Below are 15,828 nucleotides of genomic sequence, written 5' to 3' on the forward strand. Positions count from 1 at the left end.
CGTTGGCACCCCCCGCGCGAGCCGGTAAAGCCGCGCGCATGAGCCAATTCACCATTCCGGGGTTCGACCTCGCCGCGTTCGTCCAGGCCACTTTGGCCGAAGACCTGGGCCATGGCCTGCCCGGCGGCGGCGCTGACGTCACGAGCGAAAGCGTGATCCCCGCTGATGCCCGCTTTGCCGGGGTGATGGACAGCCGCGACGCCATCACCGTCTGCGGCTTGCCGATTGCCGCCGCATTCTTTCGCGCACTCGATCCGGCGATGGAGATCGATATCCTGGTGGCCGAAGGTGCGCGCGTGGCGCCCGGCACGGCGCTGATGCGCCTGTCGGGCCATGCCCGCGCCATGCTCACCGCCGAACGCTCGGCGCTCAACACCGTGCAGCACTTGTCGGGCGTGGCCACGCTCACCCGCGAATACGTCGATGCCATGGGGCAGACCAAGGCCCGCCTGCTCGATACGCGCAAGACCATTCCCGGCTTCCGCCACCTGGAAAAGTATGCCGTGCGTACCGGCGGCGGGCACAACCACCGCATGGGCCTGTGGGATGCGGCGATGATCAAGGACAACCACGTGCTGGTGGCCGGCGGCGTGGCCGAGGCGGTGCGCCGCGCCCTGGCTGCCGGGGTGAAGGACGTGATCTGCGAAGTCGATCATCTCGACCAGATCGAACCGGCCCTGGCCGCCGGCGCCACGCGCCTGCTGCTCGACAACATGGGGCCTGATCTCTTGCGCCAGGCCGTGGCGCTTGTCGCGGGCCGCGTGCCGACCGAGGCTTCGGGCGGGGTGCGGCTCGATACGATCGGCGCGATCGCCGCCTCGGGCGTGGACTATGTCTCGGTCGGTCGCCTCACGCAAAGCGCGCCGGCGGCCGATATCGGCCTCGATTTCTCCCCGCTTTGACAGGTGCCGCGATGAAGAAATGGCCGCTGCTTGCCGCTGCTCTGGTCCTGGCGCTGCCGTCTGCCACCTTGGCGGCCGAGGCGCCCTCGTGCCGCCTGCCCCCGCGTATCGCGCCAGAGCCGCTGCCTGCGCCCGACGGGCCGCGCCGCACCGGGCCGACGACCGGCACCACGCTGGCGCTGTCGTGGTCGCCGCAGTTCTGCCGCAACCATGTGGGCGACAGCGTCGGCGGCACGCAATGCGATGGCAGCCTGGGCCGCTTCGGCTTCGTGCTGCACGGGCTCTGGCCCGATGGCCTGCCCGGACAGTGGCCACAATGGTGCCCGGCCACGGTGCCCAGCGCGGAAACCCTGCGCCGGTCTTTGTGCATGACGCCATCGGCCCGCCTGCTGGCGCACGAATGGGCCAAGCACGGCAGTTGCATGGCCCCCACGCCCGAAGCCTATTTCGCGCAAGGCGCGCGCCGCCTGGCCGCGCTGCACCTGCCCGATATGGAAGGCCTGTCGCGCCGCCGCGTGCTGACCGCGGGCGACTTGCGCCGCGCGTTCATCGCCCGCAATCCGCGGCTCACGCCCGAATCGATCCGCATCAACGCCAATTCGGGCGGCTGGTTGCAGGAAGTGCAGCTCTGTTCCGATACCGCAGATCGGCCCAAGGCGTGTGACGGGGCAGGGCTGGACGATGGCAGCCTGCTGCGCATCTGGCGGATCAAGCGCTAAGCCGCGCCGGTATTCCGTTCCAGCAGAAGCAGCGGCACATCCCGGCCAGGATCGGGTTGCTCGGCGTAAGCGACAAAGCCCAGACGGGCTGCCAGCGCGAGCGACGGCGCATTGTCGCCATCGATCATGCAGGCCACGCGGCGCGGGCCGTGGGTCCGGTCGAACCAGTCCAGTGCGGCGGCCATGGCTTCGCGCGCCAGGCCCTGGCCCCAGCAGGATTCGGCAAAGATCCAACCGGCTTCGGGCACGTCGTCCAGCCCCTCGCCAAACCCGCGCCAGGAATGGAATACCCCGGCGATGCCGATCACCGCATCGTCATCACGCCGGCGGCAGGTGAAAATGCCATAGCCATAGAGCGCCCAGGAACCGGCATTGCGCAGCAGGCGCTGGAATTCCTCCACCGCCCCGGTCGGGCGGTTGCCCAGGTGGCGGCGCACGGCCTCGGGCGCCAGCAGGTCCACAAGGCCGGCATGGTCACGGGGGTGGGGGTGCCAAAGCGCCAGGCGCTCGGTCAGCAGGGCAGGTTGGGGATCGGTTTCCATGGCGCAAGCCTGCCCGATCGCCTGATCTAAGTGAAGGGATCAGGCGTCGAAAAAGCGCCAGGGTCCGGCCGGAATGCCAGCCAGGAGCCAGTGCAGCGCGGTGATCAGCCCCCAGGCGATCAGCGCCCCGCCCCAGGCCCAGCCCAAGCCACCCAGGTGGCGCAGATCGGGCCAGAACGGCGAGCGGCGCGACCAGATGCGCCATTCCTTGTCATAGAGCGACTGGAACTTGGTATCCTGGGCGCGGGCGCCACCCACCGCCATCAATGCCAGCCCGCCGTTGAGCAGCAGCGAGCGCAGGCTGGGGGCAATGAACAAGTGCGACACGCCCCACAGCGCGATGGCAAACATCATCGGGTGGCGCGTCACGCGGAACACGCCCTGCGGCAGCGCGGTGGACAGCCCGTTCATGTTGCGCGGCGCCAATGCGGGATTGCGCGAGAACGAGGCGAGCAGCAGCGCGGTGGCGGTAAAGCTGAGCAGCGAGGCGACCAGCCACGGCAGGGTGGCATAGCCATCCCACAGCATCGGCCCGTCGGGCGTGCGATCGTGCGCGATCAGCACCAAGGCCAGGGCGATGACCGCGACGATCGAATAGACCGCCCTAAAGCCGTTCAGGCCCAAGGACTTGATCGCGGGTTTGCGCAGCGGGTGTGACAGTATCCAGTGAGTCCCGGCAAAGAACAGCATCGCCAGGGCCAGTGGTAAGTGTGATTCGAACAAGACAAGCTCCGTCAAACCCGCATTGCAGCCGCCCTGGCACGCCGCAACACTGCCTAACAATTGTTTACCATCTTCTCCCGACAAGCATAGCCTGCCAACGTACCAGCAGTGCGTCCTTTTCAGGGACGGTTACCTCCAAATCGGTGCAAATCTGGGCCCATCCTTGTTTAGCGCACGCCGTGCATCAACTTGCGCAGCACGCCGGACAACAGCAGCAGAATGACGCCAATGCCGACGGCAAACCAGCCGATCACGTTGAAAACGCTGGTATAGGTATCGAGGCTCAGTTTGAGATTGGTAACCTCTCCCCCTACGGTTTCTACGCTTGCCACCTGCGCAACGATTCCGCCGACATATTGTGCCATCGCGATCGAAAGATACCACACGCCCATCATCAGCCCGACGATGCGCGCCAGCGACAGCTTGGTGATCATGCTCATGCCCACGGGCGAAATGCACAGTTCGGCCACCGAGTGGATCAGATAGAGGCCCGCCAGCCACCACACCGAAACCTTGAAATCGGCCCCGGCAAAGCGCGTGCCCCACACCAGGAACAGGAAGCCTGCGCCAACGCCGGCCAGCGCCACGCCGAACTTGACCGGGATCGACGGCTCCAGCCCGCGCGCGGCGAGCTTGCCCCACAGGATCGTCAGCAGCGGCGCCAGGGTGACGATGAACAGCGCGTTGAAGAACTGCGTTTGCCCGGCCGAAATGCTGAACAAGCCGAACACCGAAAGATCGGTGTTGCGATCGGCAAACAGGGTGAGCGAGGAACCGGCCTGTTCGAACAGGGTCCAGAACACGGTGTTGAACGTGGTCAGCACCATGGCCGCCACCATCATTTCGAATTCCGCCCGGTTGCCGGTGCGCCAGGCATAGACCAGGATCGTCGGCACGCCGATCAGGAAGCTGGCGAACAGGATCTTGCCCAGCAGCGGCAGCGCCAGGATATAAGCCCACAGGCTCGATCCGGCGGCCACGGGCCGGGCGTCCAGCAGGTTCTGGAACAGCAGGATCACCGCGCCCACGGCGACCACGCCACCGACATAGATCAGTGGTGCCAGGTCACGCCCGCTGCGCGCTGGCGGCTCGCCATAGCCGGACAGGCGCCCGCCATCGAACTGGATCAGCGCCCAGGCCACTGCCATGCCCACGGCTGCCAGGCCGAACCCGGCCCACCAGCCCACCGCATCGGCCAGCCAGGGGCACAGGATCTGCGAAAACAGCGATCCCAGGTTAATGCCCATGTAGAAGATGGTGAAGCCCGCGTCGCGTCGTCGGTCTCCCGGTGCATAGAGTTCGCCCACCACCGTGGCGAGGTTGGGCTTGAAGAAGCCGTTGCCCACCGCCACCAGCGACAGGCCCAGCAGCATCAGCAGGACATAGAACGAAGACCGCGTGCCGCTGGTGGCAAACTCGTTGCCCGGCACGGTGCGCGCCACGTGGCCATCGGCTGCGAGCAGGGCCACGCTGCCATCGGCATTGCCCTTGATCTGCAATTTCTCGCCGGCGATGACGACATAGCGCTTTTCCAGGCCGCTAGCCGTGGGGCGGTCCACCACGTTATCGGCCACCACGTCATAGCGCTGGCCGGCGATTTCGGCGTGCGGCTTGGCGGTTTCGCCGCCAAAGCACAGCACGAAATAGCCCAGCGACATCATGATCGCGCCGTATTTGACCGAACGCTTGGACCCGAGCACGCGGTCGGCGATCAGCCCGCCGACCAGCGGTGTGAGATAGACCAGCGCGGCAAAACCGCCATAGAGGCCGTTGGTGGTGCTGTCGCTGAACAGGAAATGCTTGGTCAGGTACAGCGTGAGCAGCGCCCGCATGCCGTAAAAGCCGAAGCGTTCCCACATTTCGGTGGTGAACAGGCGGGCCAGTTGGCGCGGATGGCCAAACCAGCCGGTGTCGCCATGGGCGGCATTGGCCGGCGGGGATTGGGGCGGGGTCGCCTCGGTCATGCGTGGATGCGCTCCATGAAAAGCCCCGCCTGCGAATGCGGATCGCCAGGCGGGGGCCAGTTCAGTTTCGCCGGAAACTAACCGGATTGTGCGCTTTGGAAAGGCGCTATTTGTGTCGCTGGCCCGCTTTGCAACGAATGTGCGCCGCTGCGGGCGCAGGCTGCATGATCGTTTCGCGCCGGCCGGCTGCGCCGAAATCAACCCGCACGCGCCGTGCCCAGGCGGGTCTGCGCCGTGCCTGACGGGGCGGCCGTGAAAAAATTCTGCAACGATCGGCCTAAATGCCCCATTTTAGGCGAATTTCTCGGCAATTTATGAACCTTCGATAAGTTGAACACTTGTCCGACGTCTGGCACAAGGGTCACTGCGCCTCGACGGGGGTCTATAGGCGCAAAAGGGACTTCAAACGGTGCCGGGGGGCATCGATGAAGGGGGAGTGACATGATACGTTCCGAATTGCTGCAAGCTCTGGCCAAAGATAGTCCCGGCCTTCGCGCCGAAGAGATCGAACGCGTGGTCGATGTCTTCTTCGACGAAATCGCCGGGCGGTTGGCCGATGGCGGACGGGTGGAACTGCGCGGTTTCGGCGCCTTTTCCACACGTGAACGCGATGCCCGCAAGGGCCGCAACCCGCGCACCGGCGAATCCGTCGACGTGCCGGGCAAGCGCGTGCCCTATTTCAAGCCAGGCAAGGAGATGCGGATCCGGCTCAACGCCGAGTGATCTGCCACAGTGCGATGACAACGATCGCACGCCTGCACAGCGTGCGATGGCGAAAACGGGGAATTTGTTTTCGCCGATCCATTGCACTTCAGCCAAGAAATAGAGGCTGATGGCGTTCCGTTGAACGCCGACAGCGTCTAGCAGCGGCGTTGCCAGGGGCACGGCAGCGCCGTTACAGGGGGGGCAGGCAGCGTTTTCGCCGTTGCGATGGCGCTGCCTGCCATTCAAAAACCGGGTTGCGTGCGATCCCGTTTCGCGCAGCCAACCGGTTCCTTGAGCACGACTTTTCCCAAATGGGCCGATGTCGCCCGTGCGCTTTTTTGCCTGGCCTCTTGGCGGGGCAAGGCCAGCCTCCTATAGCCGTGGCTGCGTGCGGGCGTGGCGAAATTGGTCAGACGCAACGGACTTAAAATCCGTCGGGCTTTGCCCATGCCGGTTCAAGTCCGGCCGCCCGCACCATCTACCATCGGTGGCGTCGAAGTGGCCAGGCGTGGGCGGAGAACGACTCTTGCGTCCCACTCATCACGTCACTCCAGACTTGATCAGGGGATAGCGCCAAAAATGGCCGGAGCGGCTCATGCCATGGAAGAGGCCACCAAACACTCTTCGCCGTTCTCGATCACCGTCTCACACCGCACGATGGAGCCGGGGCGGAAGCGCCAGTGTTCGTCCTTCGGCATAGGGCCAAGAACCTCGTATCGACCGTCGTGAAGGTCTTGCACGAGGACCATAGCCCAATTTTCCGTGGCTTCATGCTCCAGCGGCATGTTGATGCGGGTCGTGGTGACAAATCCTTCGGTCCAGTGGTCCTTGTCGAGCGGATATTCGTCGATATGAAATCCGGCGGGATATTCTCGAAATCCGGGCTGCATCGCTAGCCGTGATTGCGCATTCTTTGCGCCAGCATCGGTTGTGTAGACGCCGATGAGCTTGGCATCATCGCCGAACACGTCATCCTGACGAACATGATGAAGCACAAATACGGTAGCCATTGCCGTCATGTGGCCGATGGCTGGGGCCTTGGCAAGCAAGCGCTGGCACTGTGGGGAAAGCCGGCGCCAGCCGCGCCGAATGCTCGCCTCAGCGACCGCGCAACCCCGGATCAAGTCCTGAGTGACGCTGTCGCCGCTGGCGGGAACGGAAGCGTGTCTTGCCCGTCGCCCGCGCTCTCAGGCGCGCGCTTCCTGCACGCCGGCGCTATTGTGGCGCAGGGCCTTGAGCACGGTATCGACGATGTGCGGCGCGTTGAGGCCGGCTTGGTCGTACTGCTTTTCGGGCGAATCGTGATCCTGGAACACGTCCGGCAGGCGCATGGTGCGGATTTTCAGGCCCGTATCGGTCAGCCCTTCGTCGCTCGCCATGGTCAGCACATGGGCACCCAGGCCGCCGATCGCGCCTTCCTCGATCGTGATCACCACTTCGTGCGTGGCGATCAGGCGGCGGATCAGGTCGTCGTCCAGCGGCTTGACGAAGCGCAGGTCTGCGACGGTGGTGGACAGGCCGCGCGCATCAAGCTGGTCTGCCGCCTTGAGCGCTTCGGCCAGGCGGGTGCCGAGCGAGAGGATCGCCACCTTGCTGCCTTCGCGCACCACGCGGCCCTTGCCGATCGGCAGCACTTCGGGAACGGTGGGCAGCGCCACGCCCACGCCATTGCCGCGCGGATAGCGGAACGCGATCGGGCCGGAATCGTGGGCCGCGGCGGTGTGCACCATGTGCACCAGTTCCGCCTCGTCCGCCGCGGCCATCACCACCAGGTTGGGCAGGCTGGCCAGGTACGTGACGTCGAACGAGCCGGCGTGGGTGGCGCCATCGGCCCCCACCAGCCCGGCGCGGTCGATGGCAAAGCGCACCGGCAGGTTCTGGATCGCCACGTCGTGCACCACCTGGTCATAGGCGCGCTGCAGGAACGTGGAATAGATCGCGCAGAACGGCCGCATCCCTTGCGCAGCAAGGCCGGCGGCAAAGGTCACGGCATGCTGTTCGGCAATGCCCACATCGAACAGGCGATCGGGAAAGGCCTTGGCGAACTTGTCCAGCCCCGTGCCCGAAGGCATCGCGGCGGTGATCGCGCAGACCGTGGGATCGGTCTGGGCCTCGGCCATCAGGGCCTGGGCAAAAACGTTGGTATAGCTGGGCGGGCCGCCCGCGCTTTTCACCTGTTCGCCGGTGATCACGTCGAACTTCTGCACGCCGTGATACTTGTCGGCCGCGGCCTCGGCCGGGGCATAGCCCTTGCCCTTCTGCGTGACGACGTGGACCAGGCACGGCCCCTCGGCCGCGTCGCGCACGTTTTCCAGAACCGGGATCAGCTGGTCCAGGTTGTGCCCGTCGATCGGGCCGACGTAGTAGAAGCCCAGTTCCTCGAACAGGGTGCCGCCCATGGCCATGCCGCGGGCAAATTCGTCGGTCTTCTTGGCGGCCTGATGCAGCGGGCGGGGCAGGCGGCGCGACAGCTTCTTGGCCAGTTCGCGCAGTTCCAGGAAGGGCCGCGACGATACCAGCCGCGCGAGATAGCCCGAAAGCCCGCCCACCGGCGGCGCGATCGACATGTCGTTGTCGTTTAGGATGACGATCAGGCGGTTGCCGGCAGCCTCGGCGTTGTTCATCGCCTCGTAGGCCATGCCCGCGCTCATCGCGCCATCGCCGATCACGGCAATCGCCTTGCCCGGCTTGCCCGCCAGCTTGTTGGCCACGGCAAAGCCCAGCGCCGCCGAAATCGACGTGGAGCTGTGGGCGGTGCCGAACGGATCGTATTCGCTTTCGCTGCGCTTGGTGAAGCCGGAAAGCCCGCCGCCCTGGCGCAGCGTGCGGATGCGGCTGCGGCGGCCGGTGAGGATCTTGTGCGGATAGGCCTGGTGGCCCACGTCCCACACCAGCCGGTCTTCGGGCGTGTTGAACACGTAGTGGATCGCGGTGGTCAGTTCCACCACGCCCAGGCCGGAACCCAGGTGGCCACCGGTCTGCCCCACGGCCGAAATCATTTCGGCGCGCAGTTCGTCTGCCAATTGGCGCAACTGGCCCGGGGCCAGGCGGCGCAGGTCGGCGGGGGTATCGACGGTGTCGAGCAGAGGCGTGGCCGGAATTGCGGTCATCATCGCGCCTTACACCCCTTGTTCCGCCCTGTCGAGAAAACCCCTATGGTTCGCACCAAGGGGCGTGGAAACAAGCAGTTCATGGTCACAGCGCGCGATCGAGCGCGTGCAGCGCCAGGCCCACCAATCCGCCCACCAGCGTGCCGTTGATGCGGATGAACTGCAGGTCGCGGCCCACCGCCCCTTCGATCCGCGCGGTCACGGTGCGTGCGTCCCAGCGACGGATAGTTTCGGAAACCAGGCGCACGATCTGCCCGCCATAGCGGCTGACGATCCCCACCAGGGTGCGCCGGGCAAAACGATTGACCAGCAAGGCGAGGCGCCCGTCGGTCTGCAAGGCGCGGCCCAGATCGGCCAGTGCCACGCCAACCTGACCAGACAGTGCGCCGCCAGCGCCGCCGCGCACCGCCGCCAGCAAGCCGCCCCGCGCGCGTTCCCACAAGGCGTCGAGCCAGTCGGTAAAGGCTGGATTGTCGAGCAATTCGGCTTTCATCTGCGCCACGCGGGCACCCATCGCGGGATCGGCGACAAGGTCGTGCGCCAGTTGCTCCAGCCCTTCCACGATCTTGATGCGCAGCGGGTGGTCGGGATGCACGACGGCTTCGGCAAGCAGCTTGTAGATGCCGTCCAGGATCGTGTTGGCCAGGCGCTCGTCCAGCTTGACCAGCCGCACCAGGGCATTGGCGCGATCGTGGATCAGGTTGCGCAGCAGCGCTTCGTTGGCTTCCAGGGTCTGCGCGGTCTTGCCCAGCAGGGCCTCGATCAACGGCACGTGCCGCCCATCGGCGATCATCGCCTGCAGCATCTGGCCCAGCAGCGGGGCCAGGTCGATCCGGTCGATCTGCTGGCGCAACGCCTGCTTGGCCATGCCACCCAGCTTTTCCCGATCGAGCGATTCGAGGATATCGGCGGCCAGGCTTGCCGCGCCCGCCGCCAGGCGGCCTTGCTCCCCGCCGGTCTTGGGCGCGGTCAGGAACGCGCCGGCTGCACCGGCCACGTCCAGCCCGGCCATGCGGCGGGCCACCACCTGGGGTGTGAGGAAATTGGATTGCAGGAAACCCGCCAGCGAATCCGCGATGCGATCCTTGTTTTCAGGGATGATCGCGGTGTGCGGGATCGGCAGGCCCAGCGGGTGGCGGAACAGCGCGGTGACGGCAAACCAGTCGGCCAGGCCGCCCACCATCGCCGCTTCGGCAAAGGCGCGCAGGTAACCCCAGGCCGGCGCCGCACCAGACGCGGCAAGCATCGTGCGCGCCAGCACGAACAGCCCCGCCATGGCCACCAGTAGCCCCGTCGCCACCAGGCGCGTGGTGCGCGCCCGGTCGACCGACGGGAACAGGGGCCTGAAGGGACGGGCCGCGCGGCGGGAAGCAATGGTCACTCCGCCGGGAATGCCTCATGCGCGGCGAGGTTCCCGGCAACGGGGGGCTTGCGTGGTTCGCTGGTCAGCACGTGGCGGGCAAGCCAAGGGCCCAGGCGCTTTTCCAGGCCATCGGCCAGGCTGAAGCCGGCGGGCACGATCAGCAGGGTCAGCAAGGTGGACAAGGCGAGGCCGCCGATCACCACGGTGCCCATCGGCGCGCGCCAGCCGGCATCGCCGCCCACGGAAATCGCCGTGGGCACCATGCCCGCGATCATTGCCACCGTGGTCATGATGATCGGCTGCGCGCGCTTGTGCCCGGCTTCGGTGATGGCGTGCAGCTTGTCCTTGCCCGTCGTCATTTCCTCGATCGCAAAGTCGATCAGCAGGATGGAGTTCTTGGCCACGATCCCGAACAGCATCAGCACGCCGATGAACACCGGCAGGCTCAGTGCCTGGCCCACGAAGCCGAGCAGCAGCAGCCCGCCCAAAGGCGCCAGGAACAGCGAACCCATGTTGACCAGCGGCGAAACGAAACGGTGGTAGAGCAGCACCAGCACCGAGAACACCAGCAGCACGCCCGTGGCCAGCGCGATGAAGAAGTTGGCCAGCATTTCCTGCTGCCAGCGGTCTTCGCCAGCCGGGGCGTTGGACACGCCGGTGGGCAGGTCCTGCATGATCGGCAGCTTGGCAATGGCATCCGTCGCCGTGCTTTTCACCACGCCCGGCGGCAGGTCTGCCCCCACGAAGATGCGGTGGTTCTGGTTGTAGCGCTGGATCGTGGTCGGGCCCGAGCCGAAGCCGATGCTGGCCACGCGCGCCAGCGGCACCGAACCGCCGGTGGAGGTCTGCACCGGCATGTTCTCGATCGTGGTGAGATCGCGGCGCGAATCGATCGGCAGCTTCACCCGGATCGGCACCTGGCGATCCGACAGCGAGAACTTGGCGCTGTTCATGTCGATCTCGCCCTGCGTGGCGATGCGGATCGTCTGGCTCAGCGCCTGGGTGGTCACGCCCAGCGAGGCGGCCAGATCGAGATGCGGGGTGATGACGATTTCCGGGCGGCGCAAGTCGGCGCTGATGCGCGGCGCGACCACTTGCTTGAGTCCGCTCATCTGCTGCACCAGGGTCTGCGCCGTGCGCTGCAAGAGGTCGGGATCGGAGCCCGAAAGCATAATGCTGATCGGCCGGCCCGAACCGCTGCTGCCGCCCCCGCCGTTCTGATCCTGGAACGTCACGCGCGCATCGGCGATATGTTGCAGGCGCGGCGTCAATTCACGTTGGAATTGCAGGCTGGTGCGCGCGCGGTCCTTGCGCAGGGTCATGATGATGCGCCCGCTGCCTTCGGTGATACGCTCCAGCGCCACGTCGATTTCGGGCTCGTTCTTGATCAGGGCATAGACTTCGTCGAGCTTGGCGGCCGTCTGCTCGATCGTGGTGCCGGGCACCATTTCCACGTTGATCTGCGAGAAATCGCTGTCGGTATCGGGGAAGAACTGGGTGGGGATGACCAAGAACATCGCGCCCGTCAGCAGCAGCGCACCCAGGCCGATGCCCATCATCCACAAGCGGTGGTCGCGCAGCCGGGCGCGCACCCGGCGGCGCGGATGCAGCGCGCGATAGGCGGCCGCCTTGCTGGTATCGAGCGACCAGCGCAGCACGGCCATGTAGCGGTCCATCCACGGCCCTTCGCCGTGGGGAATGTCGCGCTGGTCCCGCTTGAGGAAATAGGCCGCGACCATGGGCGTGATCATGCGCGCCACAAGCAGCGAGAACAGCACGGCCACCACCACGGTCAGGCCGAAGTTCTTGAAGAACTGGCCTGAAATGCCGGGCATCAGGCCCACCGGCAGGAACACCGCGACGATCGAGAACGTGGTGGCCACCACGGCCAGGCCGATTTCGTCGGCCGCGTCTATCGAGGCCTGGAACGGTGTCTTGCCCATGCGGATGTGCCGCACGATGTTCTCGATTTCCACGATGGCATCGTCCACCAGCACGCCCGCCACCAGCCCCAGGGCCAGCAGCGACATGGTGTTGAGCGTGAAGCCCATCAGGTGCATCACGGCAAAGGTGGGAATGGCCGAAAGCGGAATGGCGATGGCCGAAACGAACGTGGCCCGCCAATCGCGCAGGAAGAAGAACACCACGATCACCGCCAGCACCGCGCCTTCGACCATCGAGGACATCGATGTGTGGTACTGCTGCTTGGTATAGTTCACGCTGGTGAACAGGCGGGTGAAGCGGATCTTGTGGCCCTGCTCGGCCGAAATCTTGGCCAGTTCCTTGACCGTCTCGTCATAGACGCTGACATCGGATTCGCCGCGCGCACGGGCGATGCTGAACGTCACCACCGGCTTGCCGTTGAACTTGGCGATCGAGGTGATTTCGCTGAAGCTGTCGCGCACGTCGGCCACGTCGGACAGGCGGATGACGCGGCCCGCCGAAAGCGAGATCTGCGTCTGGCCAAGGTCGAACGCCGAATGCGCATTGCCCAGCACGCGCACCGACTGGCGCGCCCCGGCCACTTCGGCCTTGCCGCCCGCGGCGTTGAGATTGACCGCGCGTAGGGCGTTGTTGACCTGGATCGCGGTGACGCCGAACGATTTCATCCGCATGGGATCGAGCGTGACGGCAATCTCGCGCGTCACGCCGCCGGCGCGCTTCACTTCGGCCATGCCGGGAATGGCCAACAGCCGCTTGGCGATGGTGTCGTCCACGAACCACGACAACTGCTCGATCGTCATGTCGTCGGCCGAAACCGCCCAATAGGCGATCGGGTCCGACGATGTTTCCGCCTTGAACACTTGCGGTTCCAGGATGCCGTCGGGCAGATCGCCGCGCACCTGGTCCACCGCGTTCTTCACTTCGGCCACCGCGCCATAGATATCGGTGCCGATCTTGAACTGCACCATCGTCTGGCTCGCGCCTTCCGATGCAGTGGAGGTGATCGTGTCCACCCCCGAAATCGTGCGCACGGCCGATTCCACGCGCTGGGTGATCTGGGTTTCGATTTCGGTCGGCGCGGCGCCGGGCTGGCTGATCGACACGATCACCAGCGGGAATTCGATATCGGGCTGGTCCTGCACCTTCATCAGCATGAAGGAGACCAGGCCCGCCAGGGTCAGCCCCAGGAACAGCACGATGGGAACGACCGGGTTGCGGATCGACCAGGCCGAGAGATTGCGAAAGTTCATGGCCGTTCCCCTGGTCCGATTGATGGGCTGCGATCAGTGCGCCGGGATTACTGGGCTGGGGCCGCGGAACCGGCCAGCACCGGTCGCACCGTGTCACCGGGATTGAGGAAGCCGCCCGCGCGCAGCACCACGCGTTCGTTGCCGGTCAGCCCTTCGCGCACGACGATGCCCTTGGCGTTCACGTCGCCGATCTTCACCGCGCGGCGCGTCACCTTGTTGGCGCTGTCGAGCACATAGACGAAGCTGCCGTTCTGGTCGCTCAGGATCGCGGTTTCGGGCAGGATCGGCGCGGTTGTCGTGCCGCTGTGGATCGTGGCGCTGGCAAAGCCGCCGGGCCGCAGCGCGGGATCATAGCGCAACGCGATGCGGGCAATGCCTTCGCGCGTGGTGGGATCGATGGTGGGGGCAACCTGCCACACCGTGCCGGGAAAGCTCTGCGTCGTGCCCACCGGATTGACCTGGGCGGTCACGCCTTCGTGCATGCGCGCCAGATCCACTTCGGCCAGGCGCGCCTGCATTTCCAGTTCGCCATCCTTGGCCATGCGGAACAGCGTGCCGCTGCCCGAGCTCACGATCTGACCCGGTTCCACGCCACGCGTAAGCACCAGGCCGTCGGCCGGGGCGACGATGTTGAGCCGGGCGGTGTTGGCGCGCAACTGGCCCAGCGTGGCGCGGGCCACGCGCACTTGCGCCACGGCGGCATCGCGGGTGGCGGTCAACTGGTCGATGTCTGCCTTGGAGATGAAGCCCTTGGCCACCAGCTTGAGCGCGCGATCGAGATTGCTCTGGGCGATCCGGGCGTTGGCTTCCTGCACTTCCACCCCGGCGGCCTGGCTGGCCACCTGCTGCACCTGGACCGAGCGATCGACCACGGCCAGCACCTGGCCGGCGTGCACCCAGGTGCCCGCATCGACCAGCACGCTCACCACGCGGCCCCCTTCACCGGCGATGCCCACGGGCATTTCGCGCTTGGCCGCGATCACGCCGCTGGCCACCACCGTGGCGTCGACCGTCTGCTGCCCCGGCGCCACGACCGTGACGGTCTGGGCCTGGGACTGTGCATCGGCGGCAACCTCGGCCCCGCCGTTGCGGTGCATCAACCACCAGGCGAGCGCCAGCAGCACGACAAGCCCGGCCCCGATGGCAAGGCCGCGCAGCCGATTGCCCCGGGTGGCCGGCATATCGGCCAGGCTGTTCATGTCTTGCGTCTTGTCCAGCAGAATTGCCTCCCCGGCCATCAGGCCCGCGCGGCAACCGTGATGGCGCCGCGTGGCCCTGGCCACGATCCCCTGTGCTCGTCCCGCCGCCACGCCAGGCGCAGCGGTGGGACGTGCGGTGTAGTCCCAACCTCAATCAAGCGCGTGCGGCCGGAAACCCGGCTGCACGCCATCGCAACGGATGGCCCGATTGCGACGGAACCAGCGCTGCAACCGGCACGATGCGGTTGCCATGCACGCCGGTCGCCGGCCCCGGTTGCCGACATGGCCCCCGCCTTGCGGACATCGGCGCGAACCGCGCAACATCCGAAGGTTCCTTACCTTGCCAGTATTTACCCCGCTATTAGCTGGCGCAACGACCAGTTGCAATCACGGCTCGACAAACAACGTCTGGCCCCAACAGGACTGGGCCATGCCATTGATAAAAATATCGCCGCCATTTTGGTGCGGTTGCAACATCGCGCGTGCGGGGCAGCAATGGCCGCGCGGTCCGGGCCAGCCGATCCGGCTGCCCGCGCATGCCAAAACGGCCGCCCGGGTTGCCCCGGACGGCCGCACCGTGGATGGCGGTGTCGCGCATGCGTGGCCGGCCGCACGGGGGCCGGGGCAGGCGCGTGATCAATACTTGAGCTGGCGCTCGTAAAGGTCGCGATAGTGCTGGATACGGGTGACCCGCAGGCCCTGCATGCCCGAACGGTCCACCGCGCGCTGCCATGAGGCGAATTCTTCCAGGGTAAGGCCATAGCGTTCGCAGGCCTCGTCGATGGTCAGCAGCCCGCCGTTCACGGCGGCCACCACTTCTGCCTTGCGCCGCACCACCCAGCGGGTGGTGTTGGCGGGGGGCAGGCTGTCGAGCGTCAGGGGTTCACCCAAGGGGCCAATAACCTGCGCCGGCCTGATTTTCTGGTTTTCGATCATGGCACTTCTCGTCGGTCAGCTGCGCCTTTGCGCGGGGGGGACGGCCTGTTTGGCTTCATCACCGTTGTGCTTCCCTCCATTTTGCCATTCGCTGAAGAGGTTGGGTTAACAAGATCTTCATGACCTACTCTGTGATGTCCTGCCCCGTGCAACATCCAGGCTGCGACCCGATGGAAGCTGCCGAGGCCCGTGCCGCCTGGCATTGCCAGTGCAGCATCCCGCGACACCCGTCGCAGGTCCTGTGCGGCTTCCAGCCGGGCACAGAATTCGGCCCAGTGCAGCTCGCGCAGCACTCCTGCCGATTCGGCGCCCACCAGGCCGCGCAGATCGTCGAAACCCAAGTCCATGGACCCGACATAGGCCCAATAGGGATAAAGGAGTGTAAAACGGCTCTTTACAAAAAATTAACCAATTGCCCAGTGGCCTTGCCCCCATGCGTGCCATTTTTGCGCTGAAACCCGTGGGAAAAGC

General features: G+C 66.0%; 12 protein-coding genes and 1 tRNA gene. 4 read left to right on the top strand and 9 right to left on the bottom strand.

Going from position 1 to position 15,828, the window contains the following annotated elements:
* Nucleotides 1-38: 38 nt before the first annotated feature.
* Entirely contained in the window at nucleotides 39-902 is an 864-nt protein-coding gene (gene nadC, locus R9J51_RS04280; protein WP_179505952.1) for a carboxylating nicotinate-nucleotide diphosphorylase, read from the top strand.
* 11 nt (nucleotides 903-913) lie between these two features.
* On the top strand, nucleotides 914-1,621 hold the full coding sequence (locus tag R9J51_RS04285; protein ID WP_179505953.1) for a ribonuclease T2 family protein: 708 nt from the start codon (nucleotides 914-916) through the stop codon (nucleotides 1,619-1,621).
* On the opposite strand, the gene R9J51_RS04290 is transcribed toward R9J51_RS04285, so the two are convergent.
* The 3 genes from R9J51_RS04290 to R9J51_RS04300 all read right to left on the bottom strand — a co-directional run bounded on the left by R9J51_RS04290 (nucleotide 1,618) and on the right by R9J51_RS04300 (nucleotide 4,850).
* Nucleotides 1,618-2,163: a GNAT family N-acetyltransferase gene (locus R9J51_RS04290; protein ID WP_179505954.1), complete on the bottom strand. Its 546-nt coding sequence runs from the start codon at nucleotides 2,161-2,163 to the stop codon at nucleotides 1,618-1,620. The genes R9J51_RS04285 and R9J51_RS04290 overlap by 4 nt on opposite strands.
* Before the next feature lie 39 nt (nucleotides 2,164-2,202).
* Nucleotides 2,203-2,886 carry an NnrU family protein gene (locus R9J51_RS04295; protein WP_168555865.1) on the bottom strand — a complete coding sequence of 228 codons (684 nt, stop codon included), beginning with the start codon at nucleotides 2,884-2,886 and terminating at the stop codon, nucleotides 2,203-2,205.
* A 167-nt stretch (nucleotides 2,887-3,053) separates the two neighbouring features.
* A complete protein-coding gene (locus tag R9J51_RS04300; protein ID WP_179505955.1) occupies nucleotides 3,054-4,850 on the bottom strand; it encodes a peptide MFS transporter in 1,797 nt (598 codons plus the stop codon).
* Between the two features lie 441 nt (nucleotides 4,851-5,291).
* Here R9J51_RS04300 and R9J51_RS04305 point away from each other — a divergent pair, with 441 nt between their 5' ends.
* Nucleotides 5,292-5,573 carry an integration host factor subunit beta gene (locus tag R9J51_RS04305; RefSeq protein WP_022677879.1) on the top strand — a complete coding sequence of 94 codons (282 nt, stop codon included), beginning with the start codon at nucleotides 5,292-5,294 and terminating at the stop codon, nucleotides 5,571-5,573.
* Between the two features lie 372 nt (nucleotides 5,574-5,945).
* Nucleotides 5,946-6,032 (top strand) — tRNA-Leu (locus R9J51_RS04310).
* Nucleotides 6,033-6,148: 116 nt separating this feature from the next.
* Here the strand turns inward: R9J51_RS04310 and R9J51_RS04315 are convergent.
* The 6 genes from R9J51_RS04315 to R9J51_RS04340 all read right to left on the bottom strand — a co-directional run bounded on the left by R9J51_RS04315 (nucleotide 6,149) and on the right by R9J51_RS04340 (nucleotide 15,357).
* Nucleotides 6,149-6,604: a DUF7336 domain-containing protein gene (locus R9J51_RS04315; protein ID WP_218847431.1), complete on the bottom strand. Its 456-nt coding sequence runs from the start codon at nucleotides 6,602-6,604 to the stop codon at nucleotides 6,149-6,151.
* A gap of 138 nt (nucleotides 6,605-6,742) precedes the next feature.
* Nucleotides 6,743-8,665 (bottom strand): 1-deoxy-D-xylulose-5-phosphate synthase, encoded by a 1,923-nt coding sequence (gene dxs, locus R9J51_RS04320; protein ID WP_169475798.1) that lies wholly within the window; start codon nucleotides 8,663-8,665, stop codon nucleotides 6,743-6,745.
* A gap of 85 nt (nucleotides 8,666-8,750) precedes the next feature.
* Nucleotides 8,751-9,941, bottom strand: a complete 1,191-nt coding sequence (locus R9J51_RS04325) for a DUF445 domain-containing protein (protein ID WP_179506656.1) — start codon at nucleotides 9,939-9,941, stop codon at nucleotides 8,751-8,753.
* A 101-nt stretch (nucleotides 9,942-10,042) separates the two neighbouring features.
* Nucleotides 10,043-13,222, bottom strand: coding sequence for an efflux RND transporter permease subunit (locus R9J51_RS04330; protein ID WP_168555868.1), 3,180 nt, complete (start codon nucleotides 13,220-13,222; stop codon nucleotides 10,043-10,045).
* Between the two features lie 47 nt (nucleotides 13,223-13,269).
* Entirely contained in the window at nucleotides 13,270-14,505 is a 1,236-nt protein-coding gene (locus R9J51_RS04335) for an efflux RND transporter periplasmic adaptor subunit (protein ID WP_432787839.1), read from the bottom strand.
* Between the two features lie 552 nt (nucleotides 14,506-15,057).
* A complete protein-coding gene (locus R9J51_RS04340; protein WP_110764137.1) occupies nucleotides 15,058-15,357 on the bottom strand; it encodes a DUF1153 domain-containing protein in 300 nt (99 codons plus the stop codon).
* Nucleotides 15,358-15,828: the final 471 nt, after the last annotated feature.

This window comes from Novosphingobium rhizosphaerae, assembly GCF_050920675.1.
GTDB classification, from domain to species: Bacteria; Pseudomonadota; Alphaproteobacteria; order Sphingomonadales; family Sphingomonadaceae; genus Novosphingobium; species Novosphingobium rhizosphaerae.

Bases quoted from the DNA above. Each gene is read 5' to 3' on its own strand.
- R9J51_RS04325 (WP_179506656.1), bottom strand. From the start codon at position 9,941: ATGGCGGGGCTGTTCGTGCTGGCGCGCACGATGCTTGCCGCGTCTGGT.
- R9J51_RS04340 (WP_110764137.1), bottom strand. From the start codon at position 15,357: ATGATCGAAAACCAGAAAATCAGGCCGGCGCAGGTTATTGGCCCCTTG.
- R9J51_RS04290 (WP_179505954.1), bottom strand. From the start codon at position 2,163: ATGGAAACCGATCCCCAACCTGCCCTGCTGACCGAGCGCCTGGCGCTT.
- R9J51_RS04305 (WP_022677879.1), top strand. From the start codon at position 5,292: ATGATACGTTCCGAATTGCTGCAAGCTCTGGCCAAAGATAGTCCCGGC.
- R9J51_RS04285 (WP_179505953.1), top strand. From the start codon at position 914: ATGAAGAAATGGCCGCTGCTTGCCGCTGCTCTGGTCCTGGCGCTGCCG.
- nadC (WP_179505952.1), top strand. From the start codon at position 39: ATGAGCCAATTCACCATTCCGGGGTTCGACCTCGCCGCGTTCGTCCAG.
- dxs (WP_169475798.1), bottom strand. From the start codon at position 8,665: ATGACCGCAATTCCGGCCACGCCTCTGCTCGACACCGTCGATACCCCC.
- R9J51_RS04330 (WP_168555868.1), bottom strand. From the start codon at position 13,222: ATGAACTTTCGCAATCTCTCGGCCTGGTCGATCCGCAACCCGGTCGTT.
- R9J51_RS04300 (WP_179505955.1), bottom strand. From the start codon at position 4,850: ATGACCGAGGCGACCCCGCCCCAATCCCCGCCGGCCAATGCCGCCCAT.